This is a genomic window from Psychrobacter sp. 1Y6 (assembly GCF_052258385.2).
In the GTDB taxonomy this organism is placed as follows: domain Bacteria; phylum Pseudomonadota; class Gammaproteobacteria; order Pseudomonadales; family Moraxellaceae; genus Psychrobacter.
Genome location: NZ_JBQQEW020000001.1, coordinates 2,133,081 through 2,158,652 on the forward strand (window position 1 = coordinate 2,133,081; position 25,572 = coordinate 2,158,652).

Genomic DNA, 25,572 nt, shown 5'->3' on the forward strand with positions numbered 1-25,572 from the left:
AGTGTTTTTTGCGCATTTATTGAAGCTGCCTGAACACTTATTGATACCGATTGAACAGATACTGTTTAAGCTGACATTCACTACCCGATACGGCGTTTGAGACCTGTCATCTGCAAAATACGCGTGGCAATCTCTTCAACAGACATCTCTGATACATCTAAGCTCGGGATACCATGCGTGATATAGATACCCTGAATCGCGCGCTGCTCTTGCTGGCATTGCTGATAGCTAGAATAACGACTGCCTGCACGGCGCTCTTGACGGATTTTTACCAAGCGATCAGTATCAATAAGCAAACCAAATAGTTTATCTTTGTGCTCACGTAATGCTTTCGGCAACTGATTGTCGTACAAATCATCTTCAGTCAAAGGATAGTTAGCCGCTCGAATACCGAATTGTAATGCTAAGTATAAAGAAGTCGGCGTCTTACCAGAGCGCGACACACCCACCAAAATAATATCGGCTGCATTATAGTGACGAGTACGCGCGCCATCGTCATTGTCTAAGGCAAAATGCACTGCGTCGATACGCTCTTTATAAGTCTCAGAGTCGACATCATCATGTGCGTGCCCTGAATGACCATCCGGCTCCACACCAGTCTCTTCTGCAACACGGCCAATCAGACCTTCATACATATCTAAATTGCAACTATGTGCTGAGTTAATCTTTTCACGAATTTCAGGATTGACGATCGTATCGAAAACCAATGGCAACGAACCATCGCGCTGATACGCCATGTTGATTTGTTCAACCGCATCTTCCGCACGTTCTAAGCTATCGACGTATGGCAATACTCTTGTCTCAAAAGGAACTGAGGCAAACTGACTCAAAATAGCACGTCCAAGTGTCTCAGCTGTAATCGCTGTGCCATCTGAGATAAAAAACGCCGTTCTAATGGCTTGTGAGCTATCCAAGTTTAGCGCGTGGCGATTTTGGATAGTGGACTTAACTTGTTCAGATGGATTGCTTGAGTACATATCGTTGACACCTCGGTTGAAAACTCAATAGTGACCTTCATTTAGTTTTTGGTATAGATCTTAGTAATAATTCAGGCTTAGCAAACGTTTAGCAGTTATTGACTATTAATAGCATTACTTTGACTATCATTAATAGTGTGGCTTTTACTTAGATTTTTATAGTTGCCTTTATAACTCGTATAACTAGGTTTTATAACTGCCTTCTTAAAACGAGCCTTTTTCAGCACCTATACCGCACATTTAACATGCAATGTGCATCAACTATCTATGCGCTACATTATACGCATATTAGCCTCTTAATAGAAATCAATGTTACAGGCGTACACTTAGCACCAACATTGTTTTTCATCTTGTCGTCATAGTTAATTCACCTCTCATTGAGGTATTTTTTTATGCTTCTTCTATTATGCTTTGTTTATACAGATACATAAGATTGAGACATAAATTATGGAAATACTCTAAATATGGCTTATTTGAATGCACCTATTTTATGCAGTAATAGGCTTTTGATAGCGCATAACATCGTCACTAGCAATGAGATTTTTCATCCGAGTAAATACGAAACTTGATTAGACTGGCTCTAATTTATGTAGCAAACCCCACAATTTGTATATTTTTAACAAGTTTTTTGGTGAAAACCCTCGAAATTGTCCTAATATGGCGGTATAATTCACCGTTATAATCTTTACTAAATAACCTTATTTTCTGGAGTTATCATGGCAGCGCAATCTACAGCACTTGTAATCAATCTTGATCAGCTAGGAAAAGACGACATCGAAATGGTTGGTGGTAAGAACGCTTCGCTTGGCGAAATGATCAGCCATCTTTCTGATTTAGGCGTTAGTGTTCCAGGCGGCTTTGCCACCACTTCAAATGCATTCAACCGCTTTTTGACTGAAACGGGCTTGCTTGACAAAATCAACAGCGAGCTAAAGACACTAGACGTAAATGATGTTAATAAGCTTGCGGCTACTGGTAAAAAGATTCGTACTTGGATTATTGAACAAGAACTGCCAAAAGATCTTGAGCAAGAAGTGCGTCAGTCATTTGAGACCATGAGTGGCGGCGAAGACATCGCTGTTGCTGTACGTTCTTCTGCCACTGCTGAAGATTTGCCAGATGCGTCATTTGCCGGTCAACAAGAAACATTCTTGAACATTCGCGGTATTGATAACGTCCTAATTGCTATTAAAGAAGTATTTGCCTCTCTATATAACGACCGTGCAATCTCTTACCGTGTACACAAAGGTTTTGAGCACGAAGGCGTTGCACTATCTGCTGCCGTACAGCGTATGGTGCGTTCAGAGACTGGTGCTGCTGGTGTTATGTTCACGCTAGATACCGAAAGTGGCTTTGATCAAGTGGTATTCATCACCTCAAGCTATGGCCTAGGTGAAATGGTTGTACAGGGTGCGGTTAACCCAGATGAGTTCTATATCTCTAAGAAATTGCTAGCCAATGGTAAGCCATCAGTTATCCGCCGTAACCTAGGTAGCAAGCATAAGAAAATGGTTTATGGTGATGAAGGCAGCACGGCTAAATCAGTTAAAACCGTTGATGTTGAAAAACAAGATCGTATGCAGTTCTCTTTATCTACTGAAGAGCTAACCTCACTTGCCAAGCAAGCGGTAACGATTGAACAGCATTATGGCCAAGCGATGGATATCGAGTGGGCAAAAGACGGCGATACTAACGAGATCTTTATCGTTCAAGCACGTCCTGAGACTGTTAAGAGCCGTCAAGACAGCAACGTAATGGAGCGTTATGTCATCGACACGACTGGCGCAAAAGTATTGTGTGAAGGTCGTTCAATCGGTCAACGTATCGGTTCAGGTAAAGTGCGTATCGTTAGCAACCTAAACGAGATGGACAAAGTAGAAGAAGGCGACGTACTCGTATCAGACATGACTGATCCGGATTGGGAACCAGTTATGAAGCGTGCTTCTGCTATCATCACCAACCGTGGTGGTCGTACTTGTCACGCTGCTATTATCGCGCGTGAGCTAGGTGTGCCAGCTATCGTTGGTTGTGGTAACGCAACTGAGCTATTGGTTGATGGTCAAGACGTAACTGCTTCTTGTGCTGAAGGCGACACTGGTTTCATTTATGAGAGCCAAATTGATTTTGAAGTACAGACTAACTCTGTTGAATCTATGCCAGAGTTAGCATTCAAAGTGATGATGAACGTTGGTAACCCAGATCGCGCGTTCTCATTTACCCAAATGCCAAACGAAGGTATCGGTCTTGCACGTCTAGAGTTCATCATCAACCGTATGATTGGTGTGCATCCAAAAGCTTTGCTAAACATGAACAGCTTGCCACGTGAAATTGCGCAAGCAATCCAAGAGCGTATCGCAGGCTATGCGTCACCTGTTGACTTCTATGTTGATAAATTGGTTGAAGGTATCTCAACGCTAGCTGTTGCCTTTATGGATCAGCCAGTGATCGTTCGTATGTCAGATTTTAAATCGAACGAATACGCTAACCTGCTTGGTGGTAAGTTATACGAGCCATCAGAAGAGAACCCAATGCTTGGTTTCCGCGGTGCTAGCCGTTATGTGTCTGATAACTTCCGTGACTGTTTTGAGCTTGAGTGTAAAGCACTAAAACGTGTACGTGATGACATGGGCTTGACCAACGTTGAGATCATGATTCCATTCGTACGTACTGTCGGCGAAGCCAAAGAAGTCATCGAATTACTTGAGAAAAATGGTCTAAAACGTGGCGAAAATGGTCTACGCGTCATCATGATGTGTGAGCTACCAACCAACGCCCTATTGGCAGAAGAATTCCTAGAGCATTTCGATGGTTTCTCAATCGGTTCTAACGATTTGACTCAGCTAACGCTTGGTCTTGACCGTGACTCAGGTATCGTCTCTCATCTATTTGATGAGCGTGACCCTGCTGTTAAGAAACTATTATCTATGGCTATCGAAGCTTGCCGCAAAGCTGGTAAGTATGTCGGTATCTGTGGTCAAGGTCCATCAGACCATCCAGATCTAGCATTCTGGCTAATGGAGCAAGGTATCAGCTCAGTGTCATTGAACCCTGACTCAGTATTAGATACTTGGTTCTTCTTAGCTGGTGAAGAAGCGAAGTAAACCGCTACGTTTAGTCACAGCGGTCATTCACACAGTCATTAAAGATACCACTATTAGGGTCTATTTGATTTTTTCAAATAGACCCTAATATAATGTCCTAAGACATGACTAACTATGCAGGCAATTATGCAGATTTTCCTTGCTCGAAATAACGTACAAGCTGGCCCATATCAGTTGGAGCAGCTGAATATCATGCTGGCATCTGGTGAAGTATTGCTTGATGATCTGATGTGGCATGAAGGCTTAGCTCAGTGGCAGCGCGTAGGTGATCTTACCAATAACCAAACGGTTTATCGCCCGACCAGTGCCAACACGCCTGAAGTAAACGACTCTATCATCAATAACGTGACCGTCTTCCCTGAAGATACCAATAAAGCGAAAGATGATAAGTCAGTATCGTTAGATAGATTATATGGCAAGCCTGAACGTCCTAAAAACGTGAAAGCCGACATGACGACCAATCGTCATCAAACGCCGCACAACAATGTCTCATTAAACAAGTCTACTCTCAAAAAGGCTGTTGCAGACAATGATAAAGTCGTCGGTAACGTGGTACTTGCGCCAATTATGTCACGCGTATTGGCGACTGCATTGAATGGCCTACTTTATATATTGGCTATACTGCCGCTAGTAATGGCATTGACTAAGATGGATGTGGACTATACCAAGTTCCAAAACATTCAAGATATGGACGCCGCCTATCAATACTCAATGACGCTGATGGAAAGTATTCCTAGTAGCACATTGATGATGTCACAGGTGATGGTCTTTGGTCTATTTGCCTTACAATTGGTATTTATCACCATGCGCGGTCAATCGCTAGGCAAGCTGATCACTGGTATTCGTGTTGTAGATCAAACCACGCATCGACTGCCTTCATTTATTAAATTGATTGGTACACGTACGTTATTGTTGTTCATTATCTATAACTTACTGTTTTCGTTTACCAGCTTTTTAGGCTTTGTGATTATCGCTATCCATTATTACATGGCATCTAAAAGCCCTGAAAACATTGGTTGGCATGACAAACTTGCCAAAACCTTAGTGGTCAAAGCAGACAGTAGCCAATTGGTAAAAAAATCAAAATCTGAATAACAGTATTTGGTTTGGTTATTGGTTTTATAGCTCGTTATACTTAAAAAAGCTGCGTACTATCGCGGCTTTTTTATTTAGCAAAGCTTATTTAGCCTCTTTTTATATTTTATTGACAGTAGCTTGGTGATTAACCTTTGTGTTAGTTGCCGAGTACTGTTATAATACGGCGCTTTATAAACTAAGCTTATTCTTGATTGTTTTCTATAAAATATGATTAGAATTGGGCTTACCTTATAAATCTCCTTGCTATTAACATAGGGTTAATAGCTACTAATCCGTAAGGAGTCATAATGCGACATTACGAACTGGTGTTACTTGTACACCCAGACCAAAGCGACCAAGTGGTCGGCATGGTTGAGCGCTACATCAAGTTAGTTCAAGACAACAACGGTGTTATCCATCGTTTAGAAGATTGGGGCCGTCGTCAATTGGCTTATCCAATCAACAAGATTCACAAAGCTCATTACGTTCTTTTCAACATTGAAACTGACGGTGAAACTTTAGCTGAACTTGAAGAATTATTCCGTTATAACGACGCGATCATTCGTAGTCTAGTTATGCGCCGTGACGAAGCTGTCACTGAAGAGTCGCAGTTAGCCAAGAATGCCGATGAAAAACGCGCACGCAAAGCAACTACTCGTCGTCCAGACAATCGTGAAAACGATAATGACGACAACGACAACAGTGAAGACTAATTAAAGGAGAATACTCATGGCACGTTTCTATCGCCGTCGCAAATTCTGCCGTTTCACTGCTGAAGGCATCACTCACATCGACTATAAAGATGTTGAATTGCTAAAACAGTACATTAGTGATAATGGTAAAATCGTACCAAGCCGTATTACTGGTACATCTACTAAATATCAGCGTCAATTAGCGACTGCTATCAAGCAAGCTCGTTACTTATCGCTACTTCCATACACTGATAACCATCAAGGTTAACCGCTAACTAGGAATGACTCATGCAAATTATTTTGTTACAGCGTATCGTCAACCTTGGTAAACTCGGTGAAACTGTCGATGTAAAACCAGGTTACGGACGTAACTTTCTTATCCCTCAGGGCAAAGCGCTACCTGCTACTAAAGCTAACATTGAAAAGTTCGAAGCACGTCGTGCTGAACTTGAAGCTGAAGAAGCAAAAGAGATCGCTGTTGCTCAAGAGCGTGCTGATGCATTGACTGACGTTAATGTTATCATGCGTGCTAAATCAGGTGACGAAGGCAAGCTATTCGGCTCTATCGGTACTCGCGATATCGCTGAAGCATTGACTAACTCAGGTCTAGAAGTAGACCGTGCTGAAATCAAGCTACCTGAAGGCACTCTACGTCAAGTTGGCGAATACAATGTTGATATTCAGCTACACCATGACGTTACTGCTAGCATCTTAGTTACTATTCTTTCTGAAGATGGTAACAATGAAGATTCAGCTGACGAAGAAGCTGCTGAAGAAGACTATTCTGAAGAGTAATCTTCTATGTAGTTAGACTCAGTCTGCAAAAAGCCAGCAACTTAGGTTGCTGGCTTTTTTACGTGCGTCATTTTTGACATTAAAGTCTATGTATTTAGACTATTTATATCGCTAACTTGCACTCCTTTATCTCGATAAATTAGGATTTTATATATTCCTAAACAGCTTAGGATTCTCAAAAAATCTATTGCTATGATAGCGGTGTTATCTATGCAATGTTGTAGTAACTAAATGCAACAACTACCTTAAAAATGCTATACCTAACAACAAGATACTGCCTATATAATCATCTTTATTACTATTAGCAGAATTGATAATCTACTGCTATTTAATATACTAATAGGGCGCAAGAATATGAAAGACAATAATAACATTCATACCAATGACAAGCTTATCTGTACCCAAGGTAATGCATACTACTCCGAAGGTGAGGTGTATACAGTTGGCAGAATAGTCAATGACAAATATTTTCAGCTGCTGACCAGTGGCAATGATGATCATTGGTATGCTACGTTGGATGATCAAGGTATTTATGTCAGCTTTGATACTGCAACTGCTACCAATAACAAAGCTTTTTTTGATAAGATTGCCTAACTGTCAATCAGGGCACTCCTTAGAATACCTATCTTAAGAATAACTATTACTCAGGTAGGTAAATATTGCTTAGACAAGAACTGGTCATTATAAATGGCCAGTTTTTTTTGGTTTGAAGTATTAGCAATTGCTAGTTATACAAGTATTTCCATTAGATTCTTCGACGTTTTCTTACTAACTTCCGTCATTTCAAAATTAAGTATCTCTCGATTTTTTGTCAACAGCGCCAACTATTTAACGAATCTATTTCCTAGCGGCGTCTATTTGCTATAAAATATGCCCCTTTAAAATTTCGTATCGTTAGTGATGCAGATAGTTGGTTCGATATCGTTTAAATGTAGACATGGTAAAAGCCTGTGAAAGTACTACGCAAAGTAGACTTAGCACGCTATATACCGTGTTTAATCTCGATATAATTGACTATATTGGCATTGGTAATCAATTAAGATATAAACCATATTGAGACAGTGATGATTGTATTTTGGCTTGTGCTGACCATTCTTTTTATTATTTTCGCTACCGCAAAATTAAAGTGGCATCCCTTTCTAGTATTGATTTTATCCGCTTTTTTGGTCGCGCTATTTTATCAAGTACCACTTAACACTGTCGCCAAAACGATTTCTGATGGTTTCGGTGGTATCTTAGGCTATATCGGTCTAGTGATTGTATTTGGTACGATTATTGGCTTAATCCTTGAAAAAACGGGTGCTGCTATCGTAATGGCAGAGTCAGTCATTAAAGTACTGGGGCCACGCTTCCCTACTTTGACCATGTCTATCGTCGGTGCAGTCGTTTCTATACCTGTATTTTGTGACTCTGGCTATATTATCTTGAACTCTCTAAAAGAATCTTTAGCTGAGCGCCTACATGTATCAAGTGTCGCGATGAGCATTGCCTTGGCCACTGGTCTATACGCTACCCATACCTTTGTCCCGCCTACGCCAGGCCCAATCGCAGCGGCAGGTAACTTAGGTCTAGAGTCAAACTTAGGTTTGGTCATTATGGTCGGTGTGGTCGTGACAGCAGTTGCGGTACTGGCTGGCTGGTGGTGGTCTAATCGCTTTCTTAACGCCACTCCTGACAATATCAATGCGGCAGATGCTCCAGCAGCAATGCCTGAAGGAATGAAAACTCGTGATGATTATAGTCACTTGCCTTCAGCGACAATGGCTTTCTTGCCGATTATCGTTCCTATCGTATTGATCTGCCTGTCTTCGGTTGCTAATTTCCCAAGCGCACCATTTGGCAGTAGCATGGTAGCGGAGATTTTGATATTCATTGGTAACCCATTGACTGCGTTACTTATAGGTTTGTTCTTATCGTTCTTCTTGATTAAATCAAGCCAAAAAACGCAAGAAATCAGCGATAGTATCTCGCAAGGTTTGGTAGTAGCTGCCCCTATCCTATTGATCACTGGTGCTGGTGGTGCATTTGGCGCCATGCTAAAAGTGACGCCAATCGGTGACTACCTAGGTTCGACGCTATCTGCTTTGGGTTTAGGTATCTTCATGCCATTTATCGTCTCTGCTGCGCTAAAAACGGCACAAGGCTCAACCACAGTCGCATTGGTTACGACTTCTGCTATGGTTGCCCCACTATTGAGCCAGATTGGCCTAGACAGCGAACTTGGACGCGTGTTCTGCGTGATGGCAATTGGTGCTGGTGCCATGACCATCTCACATGCCAATGACAGCTTCTTTTGGATTGTTAGCCAGTTTAGTCGTATGAGCGTGGCACAAGCGTACAAAGCTCATTCAATGGCCACTGGTATCCAAGGTGTGACTAGCATCGTATTTATCTGGTTGTTGACTCTAGTGTTTATCTAGTTCATGAAATTGGGTATTTCTATATACGTTTATTTGATGATCGTTAAATAAACGTTTTAAAACATGACACTATCGCAATGATCGTGTCATTAAGATATTCAAAGAGAGCCGTATGAAAATTTTGATCGCCCCTGACTCGTTTAAAGAAAGTTTAGAAGCACTGGACGTGTGCCATGCTATTCAATCTGGCTTTAGTCAAGTGTTTCCAGATGCTGACTATAAGCTGTTGCCAATGGCCGATGGCGGTGAAGGCACCTCAGCGGTATTGTCTTATGTATTGGGCGGGCGCTGGAAAGAAGTCAGAGTACATGACCCATTAATGAGACCGATTACGGCAAAGTATTTGTTACTACCTGACGCGACCGCTGTTATCGAAGTGGCTCAAGCGTGCGGATTGCATCTACTGACAGCTGATGAGCGTAACCCTGTTATTGCGAGTAGTTATGGTGTTGGGGAGCTGATCGAAGATGCGTTAGCAGAAGGTGCTAAGCGTATCATTATCGGTCTAGGTGGTAGCGCAACCAATGATGCAGGACTTGGTATGCTAATGGCGCTAGGCATAACATTTCATGATATTAATGATAGCCTGCTCACTCATGGTGGTGGCGCACTTGCCAGCCTACATAAGCTCGATAATACTAGCCTGCATGCAAAGATATCAGACACGGTATTTGAGGTTGCTTGTGATGTGACCAATCCATTATGCGGTCTGCTGGGTGCAAGCGCAGTATTTGGCCCGCAAAAAGGCGCTTGCCCAGAACAAGTCAATACCTTGGATAAAGCACTCAGTCACTTTGCGACCATCTGTGGACAGCATGGCTATGAAGACTGTCAATACGTTGAAGGCGCTGGCGCTGCTGGCGGTCTTGGCTATGCGATGATGACATTCTTTCAAGCTCAGCTAAAGTCAGGCTTCGATACGGTTGCCGAAGTGGCTCACCTGTCACAGCATATCGCAGAGGCTGATCTTGTCATCACTGGCGAAGGCAAGCTCGATGCGCAAACCGCCATGGGTAAAGTGGCAGGTGGTATCAGCCAAATCGCTAAGGCTCGCCGTACACCTGTTATCGCTATCTGCGGCAGTGTAGATGGACTAAAACCTGCTCAGACCAGCCAGTTCGATGTGGTCATGCCGAGTATCCAAAAAGTAGACACGATCGATAATGTGTTAGGTTCTGCTTACAACAATATTGAGACTACTGCTACTAATATTGCTGCAAGTATCAAACTTGGGCAGACTTTAAGATAGACGTAATCTTTCATAGTCGCAATCTATCAATGAACCTCTTCTGTTAAATGCGCAGCTATTGAACCTTTTATTAGCCCTTTGTTAGCTGTGCATGTATCATTCACTCTCAACATATCTATAGCCATTTTTTTACTTCATCAATGACCGTATGCATTCTATTAGAGAGTGCCTGCTGTCGTCTGACAGCAAGATATAGCGTTTCGCTAACGGCAACTGTTAGATAATGACTGTTAATCAGCTCAGGCTTTGGATAAGCAGCCACTGCATGTGCTGGCAAGACAGTAAAGCCGATTCCTCTGCTGACGGGCTCTAAGATTAACCCTATCTGATTCGAAAAGCCCTTTTTCTCAAAATCATTGATATGCTGGAATTGTTCATAATTGGCAGTCAGTAGCATGCCTGCATGATGGGCGCCATCCGGATGATTGATAAATCCAAGCTCGATAAGCTGCTCCCAGTTAGGCTCTACTGTAGCCGCAGGGGTTACTAGTATCAATGTTTCTTGTGCTATAGGCTTACAACTAACCGTTTCATCGTCTGAGATATCTGTCATAAAGCCAATATCAATCTCGTGATTAGCCAGCGCCCGCTCAATATCAGAATTTGGAGCAAAACGGTAATCAATCACTAGTTTTGGATGCTGCTGCTGTAATGTCAAAAGCTGCGGATATAACTTGAGTCCCACGCTACCCGGTGACATCAAACGCACCAATCCTTCGTAAGATGGATCTTCACCGATACGCTGTTCTAAATTTGATAATCGCTGCAATATCTCGCCTGCTTCTTTATAAAGCTGCTCACCTGCATTGGTCAATGAGAACTGCTTTCCTTGACGAATCAACAAGTCCGTATCTAGTTGCTCCTCTAACTTACTTATGTGTTGGCTCACACCGGACTGCGTCATATATAGACGTTCAGCTGTGCGGGTAAAGTGCCCAACTTCAGCAAGCGTACAAAAGGTGCGTAGCCATGTAATATTTATCATTACGTTTTATACTTATCTATATAATATTTGATAATTTTACATAATGAAGGTGCATTTGTATACTGGCCTCACGTTAAACAAGAGCACAGCAAACAGGAGCACAAATTATGAACAACGTTTATCCAAGAAGCTTTTCGCACATCGGTCTGTCAGTCCCTGACTTAGATGCCGCCGTAAAATTTTATACTGAAGTGATGGGTTGGTACACCATTATGGAACCAACTGAGATTGTCGAAGATGACAGCCCGATTGGTGAGATGTGTACTGAAGTATTCGGTGCAGGTTGGGGCAGCTTTCGTATCGCTCACTTATCTACTGGTGACCGTATCGGTGTTGAGATTTTTGAATTTAAAAACCAAGAAGACCCTGAAAACAACTTTGAATACTGGAAAACAGGCATCTTTCACTTTTGCGTTCAAGATCCAAATGTTGAAGAACTGGCTGAGCGTATGGTTGCAGCAGGCGGTAAAAAGCGTATGGAAAAACCACGCTACTACTACCCTGGCGAAAAACCTTACCGCATGATTTATATGGAAGACCCGTTTGGCAACATCGTTGAGATATACAGCCACAGCTATGAGCTTATCTATAGCGAAGGCGCATATTAATCTCAAATTAAACAGCTCAGTATGGTTCTAGATTAAATCTGACTGAAAAATAGCGTACTCATAACTTGAGTGCGCTATTTTTGTTTTTGAGCACTCTATATTAATAAACTATTGTATAGACTATAAGCCATGCTATTATTTAAATTACTGTATATAGTAGTTGCCAAACCAAACAACTCATTATCAAGGATGATAAATGACTCAATCTGTTGTTACTTTAGACATAAATAACTGTCTCGTTATTAGAGAAGACAATAAAGAAAGTGGCGTAGTCACGCTCACTTTAAACCAACCCAAACAATTCAATGCCCTGTCCGTTGAAGTACTGTCTGCCATGCAAACAGAGCTAGACAGTATCGCTCAAGACGATACGAGAGTCGTGGTTATTCAAGCGACAGGCAAAGCATTCTGTGCTGGTCATAATCTAAAACAGATGCGCACGCATGCAGATGCAGCATTTCATCGCGCCCTATTCCAGCAATGTAGTAAAATGATGCTTACTATCAAACGTATGCCACAAGTCGTCATTGCAAAAGTACAAGGCATTGCAACAGCCGCAGGATGTCAGCTAGTCGCCGCTTGTGACTTAGCCGTTGCCGCTGATAATGCAAAATTTGCCACTTCTGGGATAAACGTTGGACTTTTTTGCTCTACGCCTGCTGTAGCCGTCAGCCGTAATCTACCTCGTAAGCAAGCATTTGAGATGCTGATTACGGGTGAATTTATCGATGCGCACACTGCCTTGCAATATGGCTTGATCAATCGAGTAGCCCCAGCGGAACAATTAGAGCAAGTCTTACAATCGTTGATAGAAGCAATCACTGTCAAATCACCGGTAGCGGTAAGAACTGGCAAAGATATGTTTTATAAGCAGCTGAGCATGAACATCGAAGATGCGTATGATTATGCCAGTGAAGTTATGACGGGCAATATGATGGCAGACGATGTGGGTGAAGGGATTGATGCTTTTATTGAGAAGCGCCAAGCAGTATGGAAAGGGTGCTAACCCTTATAGTGTAATTATGGTATTGCTTAGCTGACTTTATACGGAGTGTGCTTGGTTTAGAAAGTTAGCATACCGATTTGCAGTAATTAAATTTACTTATTGCCAAGCATAAAAAAGGCCACGATATCGCTATCATGGCCTTTTTTATTTCTATTTGATACAGGTACTACAGATACTGCGAGCCGTTTATTACTCAGCAGCGATGGCGATCATCTCAACCAATAGCTCAGGACGTGCCAATGCTGACTCACCACAAGCGCGAGCCGGTGGCTGAATACCTTCAAACCACTGGTCATAGACTTCATTCATAGCAGCAAAGTCAGCCATGTCTTTAATCCAAACCGTTACTGATAGTAGCTTTGATTTGTCACTGCCTACCTCTTCTAGCAATGTTTGAATTTTTTCTAGACAAGTCAATGTTTGCGCTTTGATATCGTCTTCTGCATTACCTACCTGACCACACAAATAGATAGTTTGGTTATGGATTACGGTTTTGCTCATACGTTGATTGCTGTGTAGCTTCTTAATCATGTCTATACCTTTTATTTATTAATTTAATTCTGTGCTAACTATAGTCAATCCACTATAAAAGCGTTACAGCGTTAACCTCGCTTGAAGTATGACATATACATCTGCACTCGGTTGCCTTGTACCGCTCTTAAATTGGATCAACTATATATCAGATACGCGCTTAGTTAGAAAAACGCTGGGCACTAAATGGTGCAAGATTGACCAATGTAGGCTTATCGTGGATCATCTCTTCAACCAGACGCCCTGTCATTGGCCCTAAGGTAAAGCCTTGATGGCTGTGACCAAATGCGAACCATAGTTTGTCATGCTTGTCTGCAGGACCGATTACTGGCTTCATATCAGGCATACAAGGACGAGAGCCTGCCCATGCTTCACTCTCAACCGCATCTTCTAGTGGCAAGATTTTTTTAGCCAGCTTCAATACAGTTTTTAACTGACCAAAGTTCTTTGGCGCATTCATTGTGGTCATCTCAGCACCAGTGGTGATACGGATACCCTGCTGCATTGGCCCCATCACAAAGCCTTTGTCCATATCAAACATACTGTGATTGATGGTGTTCTTTTCTGTCACTTTGAAATGCTGATGATAGCCGCGCATTGGGAACAATGGCAAGTTATAGCCAAGTGGTCTGATCAAGTCATTAGACCATGGGCCTGCTGCGATAACCAACTTGTCACTATAGTAGGTATCGTTATCAGTGATAATTTTCCAGCCTTCGCCATCTTGAACGATTTCTTTCACATCGCTTTCTTTGATCGTACCCTGCATATCTTGGAAGTTCTTCGCGTATGCTTTTACTAGCGAGCTTGGGTTTGATACTTGCCAAGAGTTTTTCCAATGAATCGCGCCAACGAAACCTTCGAAATTGGCACTAGGCTCCATGGCTTTTAGTTCTGTAAGGTTCAACACATTATGCTCAACACCTTGGTTACGCGCGTCAATTGCTGATACTTGAGCTTCTTTAAACGTCTCTTCTGAGCGATGCAATTGCAACCAACCATCACGAGTAATGAGCTCGTCAGCACCAGAAGCGCTAATCATAGTTTGGTGCTCACTGGTACAATGCTCAATCAACGTCTGCCACTCTGATTCGATTTTTTTGACTGAAGCCGGTGTAGAGTATTTCCAGTACTGAAGCAGCGCTTGGTGATAACGTAAAATGGCCGGGATACGATAGCGAATATCGGTACCTTGGTTTGGCAACACTCTGATCATTTCTGTCAGCTGACGAGGAAAAGGATGTGTATGAATGGCTTCGCGCTGAATCAATCCTGCATTGCCATATGAGGTCTCTGACCCTGGCAATTTTTTGTCTAACAATAATACATTTGAGTTATTTTTTTGTAGATGCCACGCGATTGACGTGCCAACCATACCTGCACCGATAACGATAACTTCGTAGCGCATAACCTATCCTTTTCTTAGGGTGTTAATACAGAGTATCAAATATAAGGGTCTAACAGAATTAGGTGGTAATAGTAACGCATTAGGATAAATTTGAAACCCTTATCTGAGAAATATTTTCGCGTCACATACTTTTGGTTATGGGGTTTTTGAGAAGGTATTTTTGATAGGAATAATAATAGTCCTAAGCAATAATCTAGCAACAATTTTATTGAGAATCGTGGCAAATTATCTAATGTTTTCGGTTATAAAACGTTCAAGTATTTGAACGTTCACTTATCTATATTACTGAATAGCCTTATTAGCTTATGTTTAATTGATTGGATAATCAACCAAACATAGCTTATTACCACCAAACTGGGCCATCATCTTCTATCACGATCCGCCTTGTCGTCTCAACCGTTACCTCGTCCGCAGATAGCTCAGCGATAAAACGTGACGGCTTATCAAAGTATCCAGAATAACTAGAAAAGTAATTTGGTGCTGTCAGATATAACTGCGTTTTGGCACGACTGCAGGCAACATAAAACAGCTTACGCTCTTCTTCTAACGCTTCAAAGTCATCTAAAGAGCGATGATGCGGCGTGATACCATCTACCAATGAGTTAACAAACACTACTGGCCACTCAAGTCCCTTAGCACTATGAATGGTCGAGATAGTGACTTTGTCATTGCTACTGTCTTGCCCATTATCCGAATTGCCCATCACAGCAACTGAATCATTAGGTGGGTCTAAAGCGAGATTTTCTAAAAAACTATCAAGGCTTGTGTGCTCTGTCGCTAAGTTCTTTAGCACCCGAAAATCTTCGGTACGCTCACGCCAATTTTCTTCAATCAGCTTTAACACTGGAATATAAAACTCAAGAATATGCTCAATAGCCGTCTCGACCGATTCAGCTTGCTGTGCCTTAGTAAGCGCATGATATAGAGGTTCTAGCTGATCACTTTTTTTCGAAAATGGCGCTGCCAGTAAAGATTCAAATGCATCGTTGTCAGCAGTAATGGCTTGGGTTAAGCGCGTCGCCGTTACTGCACCTACCCCTTTAAACAAAGTTAAAATACGATGCCAAGCAATCGTGTCATTTGGGTTATAGAGTATTTTGACAAAGGCCAATACGTCTTTGATATGACGTCTTTCAATGAACTTGATACCGCCCACCACGATAAAGGGAATGTTGCGCGCCATAAACTCTAGCTGTACGTAATTGGACTGAAAAGACGTACGGCATAATACCGCAAAGTCGTTGTAGTCATACTCTGGCTTTAGCGCGACGATCTTATCAGTGATATAGCCCGCTTCTTTTGGCTCATCACTGAGTCGTCGAAATACTGGTTTGTGTCCTTCTATCGGCGCATCAGAATACAGCTGCTTTTGATAGCCTAGCGTGATTTGCGCTGACAAAGCGTTGATATAGTTTAAAACGAATGGCGAGCTACGATAATTTTGCTCAAGCTTAATAAGCTTGGCTTGAGGATAGGTCTCACCGAACAGCAAAATGTTTTCATAATTGGCACCGCGAAAGGCATAGATGCTTTGATTGTCGTCACCGACTACCATCAGCGATACCGACTCAGGCTCACATATTAAGTCAACTAGCTGCTTTTGCGGAATATTAGTGTCTTGATACTCATCAACCATAATATAGCGGTATTGGCTTTGCAGTAGCTGTCGAAAGGTATCATTGGTCTTCAAATGGCGCACTACTTGGCTGATGATGTCATCAAAATCATATAAGTGATTGGTGCGCTTGTACTCATGGAAGTCAACTGCCAGCTGCTCGATGATAGGAATGTGCACGGCGATATCGGGGTAGTTACTTTCGATTAAGTCGCGAATATGTATACGTCTGTTTCTAGACGTCGATATAATATTTTGCAGCGTTTTTTTACGCGGAAAGGCTTGTGACTTGGTTTGAGCAGGATACTTTTTTTCTTTATGCACCAAGTCGATAGCATCCTCACTATCGCCAGTATCCAGAATCGTAAATCGCGGATTGATACCGAGCAGCCCTGAATATTGTCGTAGCAACATATTACAAAAAGAGTGAAAAGTACCACTAGTGATGCTATTCAATGCCCTATCGGTTGGCAGCTTATCCTCAGCCAGCTCTTCATCTGATAGTTCTTGATTTGAAAGACTGCTTGCCAGCAAGGACTTAGCGCGATCTTTTATCTCATTCGCGGCTTTACGCGTAAAGGTCAGTAGCAGAATCTCTTTAGGCGATACCCCATTTTCCAATAGATAACTGGTGCGGTAGGTCAAGGTTTTTGTCTTGCCTGAGCCAGCTCCAGCAATGACTAATACTTTGCCGTCGATAGTAGTCGCGGCCATTAACTGATCGGGATTTAACTCTCTGGCATAATCGACCTTTAACCTCAACCCACTATCTAGCCTCTGCTTTAACAACTTGATATTTGTCGTCTCAGCAGTATCGATTAAATTTGCTTCTAACTTTTTAATAGCCTGCTCAAGCCGAGTCAGTTTAGGCTTCATCTCAAGAAAGTTTTGCGGGTATTTATAGTGGCGTGTGTCAAAAATCGAGGTTGTCATTGTCTAAAATTGCCTTACATTTTATTTTGGCGATATTATCAGCTTATGTCTGACTACTTATAGCTTTAGAATAAGTATGATTTGCTAAACCTAGCAGAATATCTGTGCTGAATTTACGTGAACTTTAAGCCCTTATCTGTGCGTGACAGTTTACCATATTAAAAAATAGGGTTTATCAGCCCACATAAACTATGTGTCACTCGTATTGATTCGCCTTATTCATTTTTAAGCCCCTAATATGACCTACTTTTATCATAAAGCTGCGTATTATCATCGAGTAAAAACCTGAGCATATACCGTAACAACCTCACCCCTATTCAGGTAAATTTGCTACAATGTGCCCAATTTTGATTTATCATTTAACCAAACTTTATACCAACTGATTTTATTAATACATTGAGAGAATGTTATGGGTTTTAATTGCGGCATCGTCGGCCTACCAAACGTGGGTAAATCTACCTTGTTTAATGCGTTGACCAAAGCGGGTATCGCCGCTGAAAACTTTCCATTTTGTACCAAAGATCCCAACACGGGTATCGTGCCAGTACCAGATCCACGCCTCAAGCAACTGGCTGATATCGTCAATCCTGAACGCGTATTACCAACGACGATGGAGTTTGTCGATATCGCAGGTTTGGTCGCAGGCGCGTCAAAAGGCGAAGGCATGGGTAACCAGTTCCTAGCCAACATCCGTGAGACCGATGCGATTGCTCATGTTGTACGCTGTTTTGATGATGACAATGTGGTACACGTTGATGGCCGCGTTAGCCCGATTGATGATATCGAAACCATCAACACTGAACTGGCACTTGCAGATTTAGAAGCTGTTGAGCGCGCAATCCACAACCAAACCAAAAAGGCTAAAGGTGGTGATAAGGACGCGCAAGCATTGCTTGATGTGTTCAAAAAAGTTGAACCATTATTAGCAGAAGGTAAAGCGGCTCGTGCTGCTAACTTAGACGCTGATGAGAAAAAACTGATCAGAAGCTATGGTTTAATCACGCTAAAGCCAACCATGTATATCGCTAACGTCTCTGAAGATGGTTTTGAAAACAACCCATACCTTGACGCTGTTCGTGACTATGCTACTGGTGAAGATTCTATCGTCATCGCGCTATGCAACCAGATCGAATCTGAAATTGCTCAGCTCGATGAAAATGATAAAAAAGACTTCTTAGCTGAAATGGACATGGAAGAAGCTGGTCTTGACCAAGTAATCCGCGGTGGCTATGACTTACTTGATATGCAGACTTACTTTACCGCTGGCGTAAAAGAAGTACGTGCTTGGACTGTCGCTATTGGTGCGACAGCGCCGCAAGCAGCTGGCGTGATTCATACTGATTTTGAGCGTGGTTTTATTCGTGCTGAGGTCATTGCTTATGACGACTTTATCGAATATAACGGTGAAAAAGGCGCTGCTGCTGCTGGTAAATCGCGTTTAGAAGGTAAAACTTACATCGTACAAGATGGCGACGTGATGCACTTTAGATTTAACGTATAACTTTAAATAGTGTAGCTTGTTTAAAGTTAACTAGCCGATGTGGGATATTCTCCATCATCGGCTTTATTTTACCTATGTATTGTTATATTATAACATATCTTTATTTTGCTTATTTGAGGACTTATATTATGGTGGCTTATTTTTCTAAACTTGCAGGTATTACGATATTAGGAAGTGTGATGGTAGGCTCTTTACTGGGCTGTCAGCCGAAAAACGATTCCGATGCAGCGGTATCTGAAGAGGCGCCTGTAGATAATCATGCCGAGCATGAACAAGGTCATGAAATGCATGACAACAAAGAGCACGAAGATCACGGCCACGAAGAGCATAGTGATATGGAACACGATCATGAAGGGCTTAATCATGAAGATCACAGTCATGAAAGTCATGGTCACGAGGAACATGCGCACGCAGGTCATGATCATGCAACTCATGCCAGCAACAGCACTCCTTTCTCTTGTGAGCCTACTGCTACTATCGGTGTTTCTTATCATAGCGACAGTACACCACAGACAGCGCATTTGCTCATCGATGGTATCGAATACGATTTAACAGCTGCCGCTGATAGTGAAACTAATGTTGATAAGGGAATCTATACTAGCGATATCGGATTAGACGATACCCACGGCATCATATGGCAAGTAAATGGAGACAAGGCGACATTGCTCAAGAAGACACTGGACAGCGATGTAGCTATCGACAAGGAAGACGTACTTTTTAACTGTCAAAAGTCTTAATATAGTTGATTCAATATGATTTGGATATAAGCAAGGCGAGTGAAAGTACTACCAATAGCAGGCTAAGCGAAACTGGCACCGTATTCGATCTATAGGGAATTAACTCTAGTCAAAGAAGTCTAAAATGGGTACAAGGCAGCCGACTACAGATTGTAAAAATAGCACTTCTAAGGAGGGTAACACCGTAGCCGTTTAGTAGTTCTCTGACTATATAGCTGTACCAAGGGCGCTATTTTGCTATGCTAGAGGCTCCCTTGGTTCCGGATGTTTAATATGCTAAGTACACCAACCTCTTTGTCGTCCCCTACCACACAATGGTCACATCTTCTCAATTCACAACGTCTTGGTGCTTCCAAAAAATTTAACGCCAATACCAGTACTCGCTCTCAGTTTCACAAAGACTATGACAGACTGGTATTTTCTCACTCTTTTCGTCAGTTAAATCAGAAAACCCAAGTCCATCCATTGACCAATCAGCTCGGTATTCATACGCGCCTGACTCACTCGCTAGAAGTTTCTTCTATTGGTCGCTCTTTGGGAATGATGGCTGCCGAAAAAATCCATGATGCACTAGGTAGCGGCCTACCAGCAGGAGTCTCACCAGCAGACGTCGGTGTGATTGTACAAGCGGCCTGTCTCGCTCATGATATTGGCAATCCGCCTTTTGGCCACGCTGGAGAGTATGCGATTCGTGATTGGTTTAGACAGCCTGAACCGCAAGCGGTTTTGCAAAATTTAAGCAGCAACGAGCGACTAGACTTACTGGCATACGAGGGTAATGCTCAAGGATTTCGCCTATTAGCACGTAATGAGCATCATCCTGACAAGGGTGGTATGCGGCTCACCTGTGCCACGCTAGGCGCCTTTATGAAGTATCCGTGGTTGGCAACTCACAGTAACGATGTCAATGACAACCATTATAACGTGCAAAAATTTGGCTGCTTTTATAGCGAGGCTTCTCAGTTAGAAGAGTTAGCTGCGTGTTTGCATTTACCGCGCTCAGAGCAACACGATGGCTTTGCGCGCCATCCATTGGCTTACTTGCTAGAAGCGGCAGATGACATCTGTTATGCGCTAATCGATTTAGAAGATGGCATCAATCTGAATATGCTAACCTATGCCGAAGTTGCCACGATATTTTATGAGCTGATTGGTGAGCGTCCAAGCAGCGTAAACTTGCCAGCGCATATGTCTGTCAGACAAAGTCTTGCCTCCCTGCGGGCACGAGCCATGATGCGGTTGGTCAATACCGTCACCGATGCTTTTGTCGCCAACAGTGATGCATTACTAGCTGGCACGTTGCAAGGCAGCCTGTTTGCCCATTGCGATACCAGCGTACAGAATGGTATCAATCAAGCTAAGCAACTGGCACGCGAAAAAATATTTAACCATCCGAGCAAAGTAAGAATGGAGCTGATGGCCAATCAGTGCTTACATAGCCTATTGAATGCCTTTATGCCACTCGCTTGGATAGGGTCTCAATCTGCTACTATGCAGCCGCCGATGTCTTTTGAGCAGCAACGTCTGTTAAGATTACTACAGCCCCATCTTGACGAACATCGCCGCATCTTGTCTGACGATATCTATCATAATGTCTTGAATATTTTGGATTTTATTACAGGTATGAATGACCATGAAGCTTATCGACTGGCGCAAGAATTGCAAGGCCATTGGGGCACAGTGGTTTAAAAGACCAATGCAGGTTTAGTAAATTAACACGAATGGCGTATTTCAGTCGTATTTATACGTTGAAATGAGTATGATAAACACCTACCGGACAATTTTGAAATATTATGAGCAGTCGCGAACAAAAGAAACTTCAAACTCGGCACGCCTTTTTTAATGCTGTGCTCGATTTATGTATGACAGGGCAATCTTTTAGCTCTATCAGTCTTAGACAAGTAACACGCGAGGTTGGCGTTGTGCCGACGGCGTTTTATCGCCATTTTGATGATATGGAGTCACTCGGGCGCGCTTTGGTCATTGAGGAATTGGGCGGTACGTTGGCCACGTTAAGTGATAGCCTGCAGATTGGGCGCAAACGTAGCTTCGATCGTCAAATCGCAAAAAGCATTCAGCTATTCTTGTATATGGTCAGCGATCAGCCTTATTACTGGCAGTTCTTGGTCAGTGAGCGTTATGGTGGGTCAGAAGCAGTACGCAAAGCCATCAATGAGTTGATTAAGATACATGCTCAAGGTTTGGCCGACGACTTAGCGTTACAACCAGCGTTTACCCATATCAATGCTTATGATCGTCGCCTCTTGGCTGAGGCTGGCGTAAATATGTTTTTCTCTTGGATTATTGATTGGCTGGAATTGACCTACACGGAAGATCACGATGATGAAATTGATCTAAACGAAATCGAAGAGAACAAACAGCTAATGCTACATAACTGTACTCGTCAAGCACAAATGCTTTTTTACGGAGCATATAATTGGAAGTCTAGTGAAGAAACACGCCTCAAAGACTAAATACGATCTCAATACCATCTGCTAAAAGCTCGGACGAAATGCCCATAGTCGCTGTGTCACTACTTTGACTTCCTTGGGCATTTTACCGTCTACCTCACTACTGTTACTCGCCTGATTATTACTAGCAGCCTCACTACTATTAACTACTTGATTATTATCAACGACAGTTTTACTAATCAAAACAGTAGCAAAACGCTCTCTAGCTTGACCGACAGTTGCATTATCAGTCGCTGTGATAAGCGCCATGAATACTTGGCTATCAACGGCGAGCATGGGTGTCAAGGCTTTTCGTTGCTCATCATTCACACTGCCAAATATCGGTAATTGCCATACTGCATCAATAGACGTCAGCGCCTGCTGTGCGCGCATATCTACCAGAGCCTGCATCTGTTGGCTGTTAGCACCATCAACTAGTGCGGCTAACAATACAGGACTGGCAGTATTGATATTAATAGGCACATAATAAGGCACTGCGGTAAGATAAGGCCGTAATACTGATAATGTCTCAGCGCTCACTCCTTTCACTTCTAGTAGCTGATCGATACTGACAAAAGGTTGATTTGGCAGAGCATCTGTTGCTACAGCATTTGACTGCTGCGCATATACCGTACTTTCATCACCGCCATCTTGATATACCTCGCCGTCTGCATCTTGCCAATCAAGTATAGCAATAGCGATATCAGGCTCTAGATTTAGTTGCGTGAGTAGTCGTTGGAATACTGCTAAAGCAGTGGTATTGGCCCACCCATCTTGATACAAGTTATTAATGTTAAAACGACCAGACTCATCGCGTAGCTCGATGCTGACACTGTGACTAGCCAATGTATAAGGTGGTATGGGCTGCGCCCAGATATCTTGCGCACTATCAGTATCATTGAGGTTGCTATCAGCGCGAATCATCGTCACTGCCAACTGTTGACCTGCATCGATATCTTGCAGCAACTGATTTTGATCGAACAACAAACCACTACGCCTAATTGCAATTTTTTGGCTAGCAAGCATTGATCCTGCAACCACAGTAATACTCACTACCAGTAATAAGATAGTCAGTAGTGCAACACCACGTTGAGAGTTCGCAGTCATCGACATACATAGCCTTTGTTGTTGAGCAATTGATGCATTCTAACTACTACCTTCTCAATTATTCGTTTCTAAATTATTCATTCCTAAATTGCTATTATCCGCACTACTATTATTGTCACTACTATCACTACCGCTGTTGTCATTATTAGCATTATCATTGTTACTACCATCTGTATTATTGACTGTGCTTTGACTATTGCTATGCGATATCGGTTGCGGAGCAAATGCCCATTGCCAAGTGATTGGCATATCTTGGTATGTAAAGCTAACCGCGACTCCTTTCGGTAATAAAATAGCTGTGGGCTTGGAATTCGCTGTATTCGCTGATTGTCTCACCGCTGTATTTGTACTACTGCCACTGTTAGCGTCATCGCTCGGAAACTTGGTACTTAGCTCTGGTAGATAGGCTTGCCAGCTCCCTGCTGTGACACCTTCGAGCAATACGCTGTCTAGGCTGACGCTGTCACGCCCGCCTTCCATACTGGTATATTGGCGACGTATCAAACGCTCATCCGCGAAAATATATTCGATACGTTGGAGGCTATTGCTACGCTGATATCTTGGATCAGGATCGGCAAAGCGTACAAAGCTGATATGCTCGCCATCTAAGCTCATAAAGGGCTCAGGCGTTATTTCGTTTATTTGCTCGCTTGATTGGGAGCTAGTGTTCGCGTTAGTACTATCGCTTGGACTGTTATTCGCCGCACTGACACTTTGAGTAGTCGGCGCTTGATAAGGGATAATTTGACCCATGTCTTGCTGTAACTGTAAATAAGCGTACTGCAAGACAGCCAGATTGTCAGCATGGAATTGTGCGCGCTCACGAGCACGGTTGACCCCATCAAACACTTGCCAGCCTGCAACGGCTAACATCGCAAATATTGCCATGGCAACCATTAGCTCAAGCAGTGTAAAACCACGCTGATGCCTCACAGACTGCCCCCGGCCTGCTCGCTATCACCTGTTGTGCTTAGACCACTTAAATCCAAACTGCCCGTATCTTGCTCAGTATTACTTAGCATCACAGTGATATCAGTGACCGATGTTCGCGTCTGTCCATCTATAATAGGCGAAACTTCGATATTTACTTCTTTTAGAGCAGGTGTAATGGCGTCACCAACTGTTATTACTATTTGCCAATCACGCCCTTGAGCATTAACGGTTTGGGTGCGGTTGGCTGTCAGCCACGTCTCTTGAATACGCAAATCAGCGGCGGCATTTTGGGCGACGAAGTGAGCAAGCGTACGAGTACGCAATATATCAACCGAACCAAGGTATGAACTACTGGCACGGCTCGCCGCGACGGCTACCACTGCCAAAATAGCCAGAGCAACCATCACTTCGATAAGGGTAAAGCCGCTCTCGCGCCCAGACTTGAGTGATACAAATTTTGATGACATAGGCTGATTTGTCATAGGAGGTTTATATAATTTAGTCACTATAACCCCTGTCCGATTCGCATGCTACCATCTGGCATTATCGTAATCACCTCGCCCACTAAACGCGAATCATGAAGCACTTCAATGGTGACGGGCGTTGCTTGTCCTGTACCAAACCACAATACTTGTGGTACGTTTTGATCGCTAAACCAAGGCTGTAACGTTTGGGTTCGTCCCGTACTCTGTAAACCGCTAGAATCCAAACTTTGAACTCTAATACTCACGCCAATGGGCAGTTCAGGCAAATTGATATCCGACTCGACTTCCCAACTTGGCGTTGGTTTTTGCTCATCAGTAGAGCCTGATAGACCAGCAACCTCTGCCGACAGCTCCATAGCATTCTTAGACTGACTGTCGGTGCTATCTGACGTCATCTTTGTTATCTGATACGCAACATATGGATTTGTTAAGGTAACGATGACTGGCTCTACTTGACCTTGCTTATCTGCTTGCAAACGCAAACCCATCGGCTGCATACGTTCAGCCGACAATAGGCGAACGTAGCTCAACGAATCAGTCAGATGCTCATAAAAAGCGCGGTTTTTTCGGGATTCACTGCTACCGACAGATAAACTCATTATGCCAGCAAATATAGACAAGATAACCACTACCACCACGATTTCTACCAATGTAAAACCAGCCTGTGTCCGACTGTTTATTGATGACACTGATGATAAGCGATAAGTATCAGTTGATATGGAGGCGCAGCTGCGACAATAGTCTGTAGGGCTTGTATCTAAGCAGCTTGACTGAGACGTTTGACTAATTAGAGTAAAAGAGCAAATAGCCGCTGAACTGGACTGCGTCTTAACACTGACCGGCATATTGCACCTATAAGCCCAATTTTAATTGTCGCAGAATGAGAAAGGAATTTTGAAGAATATTAGAAGATATATGAATTAATACTGCAAATCGTGCTGCAATAGTAAGCATTACAACAC

At 42.8% G+C, this 25,572-nt stretch carries 23 protein-coding genes; 14 read left to right on the forward strand and 9 right to left on the reverse strand.

All coding sequences use genetic code 11. The features are described from left to right. Window positions 1-80: 80 nt before the first annotated feature. The gene (gene ppsR / locus ACTXGF_RS22575) at window positions 81-977 is read right to left on the reverse strand and encodes a phosphoenolpyruvate synthetase regulatory kinase/phosphorylase PpsR (protein WP_101205440.1); all 897 of its coding nucleotides are present in this window, start codon (window positions 975-977) and stop codon (window positions 81-83) included. 716 nt (window positions 978-1,693) lie between these two features. Between ppsR and ppsA the strand changes: the two genes are divergently transcribed. From ppsA to ACTXGF_RS22615, 8 genes are all read left to right on the forward strand, one after another. Next, window positions 1,694-4,078, forward strand: coding sequence for a phosphoenolpyruvate synthase (ppsA, locus tag ACTXGF_RS22580; protein ID WP_191115062.1), 2,385 nt, complete (start codon window positions 1,694-1,696; stop codon window positions 4,076-4,078). A gap of 114 nt (window positions 4,079-4,192) precedes the next feature. Beyond that, on the forward strand, window positions 4,193-5,173 hold the full coding sequence (locus ACTXGF_RS22585) for an RDD family protein (protein WP_443532653.1): 981 nt from the start codon (window positions 4,193-4,195) through the stop codon (window positions 5,171-5,173). A 290-nt stretch (window positions 5,174-5,463) separates the two neighbouring features. Further along, the gene (gene rpsF / locus ACTXGF_RS22590; protein WP_101205443.1) at window positions 5,464-5,868 is read left to right on the forward strand and encodes a 30S ribosomal protein S6; all 405 of its coding nucleotides are present in this window, start codon (window positions 5,464-5,466) and stop codon (window positions 5,866-5,868) included. Between the two features lie 16 nt (window positions 5,869-5,884). Continuing rightward, a complete protein-coding gene (rpsR, locus tag ACTXGF_RS22595; protein WP_010198808.1) occupies window positions 5,885-6,115 on the forward strand; it encodes a 30S ribosomal protein S18 in 231 nt (76 codons plus the stop codon). Between the two features lie 20 nt (window positions 6,116-6,135). Next, window positions 6,136-6,642 carry a 50S ribosomal protein L9 gene (gene rplI / locus ACTXGF_RS22600; protein WP_057759378.1) on the forward strand — a complete coding sequence of 169 codons (507 nt, stop codon included), beginning with the start codon at window positions 6,136-6,138 and terminating at the stop codon, window positions 6,640-6,642. 354 nt (window positions 6,643-6,996) lie between these two features. Then, window positions 6,997-7,236 carry a hypothetical protein gene (locus ACTXGF_RS22605; protein WP_057759376.1) on the forward strand — a complete coding sequence of 80 codons (240 nt, stop codon included), beginning with the start codon at window positions 6,997-6,999 and terminating at the stop codon, window positions 7,234-7,236. Window positions 7,237-7,706: 470 nt separating this feature from the next. Continuing rightward, window positions 7,707-9,062: a GntP family permease gene (locus ACTXGF_RS22610; RefSeq protein ID WP_443532651.1), complete on the forward strand. Its 1,356-nt coding sequence runs from the start codon at window positions 7,707-7,709 to the stop codon at window positions 9,060-9,062. A gap of 112 nt (window positions 9,063-9,174) precedes the next feature. Further along, window positions 9,175-10,311, forward strand: coding sequence for a glycerate kinase (locus ACTXGF_RS22615; protein ID WP_443532649.1), 1,137 nt, complete (start codon window positions 9,175-9,177; stop codon window positions 10,309-10,311). A gap of 115 nt (window positions 10,312-10,426) precedes the next feature. Here ACTXGF_RS22615 and ACTXGF_RS22620 read toward each other — a convergent pair whose 3' ends face one another. Beyond that, window positions 10,427-11,296 carry a LysR family transcriptional regulator gene (locus tag ACTXGF_RS22620; protein ID WP_443532647.1) on the reverse strand — a complete coding sequence of 290 codons (870 nt, stop codon included), beginning with the start codon at window positions 11,294-11,296 and terminating at the stop codon, window positions 10,427-10,429. 107 nt (window positions 11,297-11,403) lie between these two features. On the opposite strand from ACTXGF_RS22620, the gene ACTXGF_RS22625 reads away from it, so the two are divergent. Together ACTXGF_RS22625 and ACTXGF_RS22630 are read left to right on the forward strand one after the other, a co-directional pair. Further along, entirely contained in the window at window positions 11,404-11,904 is a 501-nt protein-coding gene (locus ACTXGF_RS22625) for a lactoylglutathione lyase family protein (RefSeq protein WP_443532645.1), read from the forward strand. A 196-nt stretch (window positions 11,905-12,100) separates the two neighbouring features. Next, window positions 12,101-12,910, forward strand: a complete 810-nt coding sequence (locus ACTXGF_RS22630) for an enoyl-CoA hydratase (RefSeq protein ID WP_443532644.1) — start codon at window positions 12,101-12,103, stop codon at window positions 12,908-12,910. A gap of 189 nt (window positions 12,911-13,099) precedes the next feature. Here the strand turns inward: ACTXGF_RS22630 and ACTXGF_RS22635 are convergent, their stop codons facing one another. The 3 genes from ACTXGF_RS22635 to ACTXGF_RS22645 all read right to left on the reverse strand — a co-directional run bounded on the left by ACTXGF_RS22635 (window position 13,100) and on the right by ACTXGF_RS22645 (window position 17,397). Further along, window positions 13,100-13,438, reverse strand: a complete 339-nt coding sequence (locus ACTXGF_RS22635) for a RidA family protein (protein ID WP_055124581.1) — start codon at window positions 13,436-13,438, stop codon at window positions 13,100-13,102. Between the two features lie 163 nt (window positions 13,439-13,601). Continuing rightward, window positions 13,602-14,849, reverse strand: coding sequence for an NAD(P)/FAD-dependent oxidoreductase (locus ACTXGF_RS22640; RefSeq protein ID WP_443532643.1), 1,248 nt, complete (start codon window positions 14,847-14,849; stop codon window positions 13,602-13,604). Between the two features lie 343 nt (window positions 14,850-15,192). Next, window positions 15,193-17,397, reverse strand: a complete 2,205-nt coding sequence (locus tag ACTXGF_RS22645) for an ATP-dependent helicase (RefSeq protein ID WP_443532641.1) — start codon at window positions 17,395-17,397, stop codon at window positions 15,193-15,195. A gap of 409 nt (window positions 17,398-17,806) precedes the next feature. On the opposite strand from ACTXGF_RS22645, the gene ychF reads away from it, so the two are divergent. The 4 genes from ychF (at window position 17,807) to ACTXGF_RS22665 (ending at window position 22,109) form a co-directional block, all read left to right on the forward strand. Continuing rightward, the gene (ychF, locus tag ACTXGF_RS22650; RefSeq protein WP_443532640.1) at window positions 17,807-18,898 is read left to right on the forward strand and encodes a redox-regulated ATPase YchF; all 1,092 of its coding nucleotides are present in this window, start codon (window positions 17,807-17,809) and stop codon (window positions 18,896-18,898) included. Between the two features lie 128 nt (window positions 18,899-19,026). Further along, window positions 19,027-19,635 carry a hypothetical protein gene (locus ACTXGF_RS22655; protein WP_443532639.1) on the forward strand — a complete coding sequence of 203 codons (609 nt, stop codon included), beginning with the start codon at window positions 19,027-19,029 and terminating at the stop codon, window positions 19,633-19,635. Window positions 19,636-19,908: 273 nt separating this feature from the next. Then, window positions 19,909-21,324, forward strand: a complete 1,416-nt coding sequence (locus tag ACTXGF_RS22660) for a deoxyguanosinetriphosphate triphosphohydrolase (protein WP_443532638.1) — start codon at window positions 19,909-19,911, stop codon at window positions 21,322-21,324. A 104-nt stretch (window positions 21,325-21,428) separates the two neighbouring features. Further along, entirely contained in the window at window positions 21,429-22,109 is a 681-nt protein-coding gene (locus ACTXGF_RS22665; protein WP_057759356.1) for a TetR/AcrR family transcriptional regulator, read from the forward strand. A gap of 21 nt (window positions 22,110-22,130) precedes the next feature. On the opposite strand, the gene gspK is transcribed toward ACTXGF_RS22665, so the two are convergent. The 4 genes from gspK to ACTXGF_RS22685 are packed head-to-tail and all read right to left on the reverse strand — an operon-like array spanning window position 22,131 to window position 25,299. After that, window positions 22,131-23,198: a type II secretion system minor pseudopilin GspK gene (gene gspK, locus ACTXGF_RS22670; RefSeq protein ID WP_443532636.1), complete on the reverse strand. Its 1,068-nt coding sequence runs from the start codon at window positions 23,196-23,198 to the stop codon at window positions 22,131-22,133. A gap of 48 nt (window positions 23,199-23,246) precedes the next feature. Beyond that, window positions 23,247-24,125 carry a type II secretion system minor pseudopilin GspJ gene (gene gspJ, locus ACTXGF_RS22675; RefSeq protein WP_443532634.1) on the reverse strand — a complete coding sequence of 293 codons (879 nt, stop codon included), beginning with the start codon at window positions 24,123-24,125 and terminating at the stop codon, window positions 23,247-23,249. Further along, window positions 24,122-24,592 carry a type II secretion system minor pseudopilin GspI gene (gspI, locus tag ACTXGF_RS22680; protein ID WP_443532632.1) on the reverse strand — a complete coding sequence of 157 codons (471 nt, stop codon included), beginning with the start codon at window positions 24,590-24,592 and terminating at the stop codon, window positions 24,122-24,124. The genes gspJ and gspI overlap by 4 nt, the downstream gene beginning before the upstream one ends. Before the next feature lie 38 nt (window positions 24,593-24,630). Continuing rightward, entirely contained in the window at window positions 24,631-25,299 is a 669-nt protein-coding gene (locus tag ACTXGF_RS22685) for a prepilin-type N-terminal cleavage/methylation domain-containing protein (protein ID WP_443532630.1), read from the reverse strand. Window positions 25,300-25,572: the final 273 nt, after the last annotated feature.

What these genes read in the sequence shown, in the direction of transcription:
- gspI (WP_443532632.1), bottom strand. Translation starts at nt 24,592, where the DNA reads ATGTCATCAAAATTTGTATCACTCAAGTCTGGGCGCGAGAGCGGCTTT.
- ACTXGF_RS22585 (WP_443532653.1), top strand. Translation starts at nt 4,193, where the DNA reads ATGCAGGCAATTATGCAGATTTTCCTTGCTCGAAATAACGTACAAGCT.
- ACTXGF_RS22605 (WP_057759376.1), top strand. Translation starts at nt 6,997, where the DNA reads ATGAAAGACAATAATAACATTCATACCAATGACAAGCTTATCTGTACC.
- ACTXGF_RS22620 (WP_443532647.1), bottom strand. Translation starts at nt 11,296, where the DNA reads ATGATAAATATTACATGGCTACGCACCTTTTGTACGCTTGCTGAAGTT.
- ACTXGF_RS22660 (WP_443532638.1), top strand. Translation starts at nt 19,909, where the DNA reads ATGCTAAGTACACCAACCTCTTTGTCGTCCCCTACCACACAATGGTCA.
- ppsA (WP_191115062.1), top strand. Translation starts at nt 1,694, where the DNA reads ATGGCAGCGCAATCTACAGCACTTGTAATCAATCTTGATCAGCTAGGA.
- ACTXGF_RS22640 (WP_443532643.1), bottom strand. Translation starts at nt 14,849, where the DNA reads ATGCGCTACGAAGTTATCGTTATCGGTGCAGGTATGGTTGGCACGTCA.
- ppsR (WP_101205440.1), bottom strand. Translation starts at nt 977, where the DNA reads ATGTACTCAAGCAATCCATCTGAACAAGTTAAGTCCACTATCCAAAAT.
- ACTXGF_RS22625 (WP_443532645.1), top strand. Translation starts at nt 11,404, where the DNA reads ATGAACAACGTTTATCCAAGAAGCTTTTCGCACATCGGTCTGTCAGTC.
- gspK (WP_443532636.1), bottom strand. Translation starts at nt 23,198, where the DNA reads ATGTCGATGACTGCGAACTCTCAACGTGGTGTTGCACTACTGACTATC.
- rpsR (WP_010198808.1), top strand. Translation starts at nt 5,885, where the DNA reads ATGGCACGTTTCTATCGCCGTCGCAAATTCTGCCGTTTCACTGCTGAA.
- ACTXGF_RS22615 (WP_443532649.1), top strand. Translation starts at nt 9,175, where the DNA reads ATGAAAATTTTGATCGCCCCTGACTCGTTTAAAGAAAGTTTAGAAGCA.
- ACTXGF_RS22630 (WP_443532644.1), top strand. Translation starts at nt 12,101, where the DNA reads ATGACTCAATCTGTTGTTACTTTAGACATAAATAACTGTCTCGTTATT.
- ACTXGF_RS22665 (WP_057759356.1), top strand. Translation starts at nt 21,429, where the DNA reads ATGAGCAGTCGCGAACAAAAGAAACTTCAAACTCGGCACGCCTTTTTT.
- rpsF (WP_101205443.1), top strand. Translation starts at nt 5,464, where the DNA reads ATGCGACATTACGAACTGGTGTTACTTGTACACCCAGACCAAAGCGAC.
- ACTXGF_RS22610 (WP_443532651.1), top strand. Translation starts at nt 7,707, where the DNA reads ATGATTGTATTTTGGCTTGTGCTGACCATTCTTTTTATTATTTTCGCT.
- rplI (WP_057759378.1), top strand. Translation starts at nt 6,136, where the DNA reads ATGCAAATTATTTTGTTACAGCGTATCGTCAACCTTGGTAAACTCGGT.
- ACTXGF_RS22655 (WP_443532639.1), top strand. Translation starts at nt 19,027, where the DNA reads ATGGTGGCTTATTTTTCTAAACTTGCAGGTATTACGATATTAGGAAGT.
- ACTXGF_RS22645 (WP_443532641.1), bottom strand. Translation starts at nt 17,397, where the DNA reads ATGACAACCTCGATTTTTGACACACGCCACTATAAATACCCGCAAAAC.
- ychF (WP_443532640.1), top strand. Translation starts at nt 17,807, where the DNA reads ATGGGTTTTAATTGCGGCATCGTCGGCCTACCAAACGTGGGTAAATCT.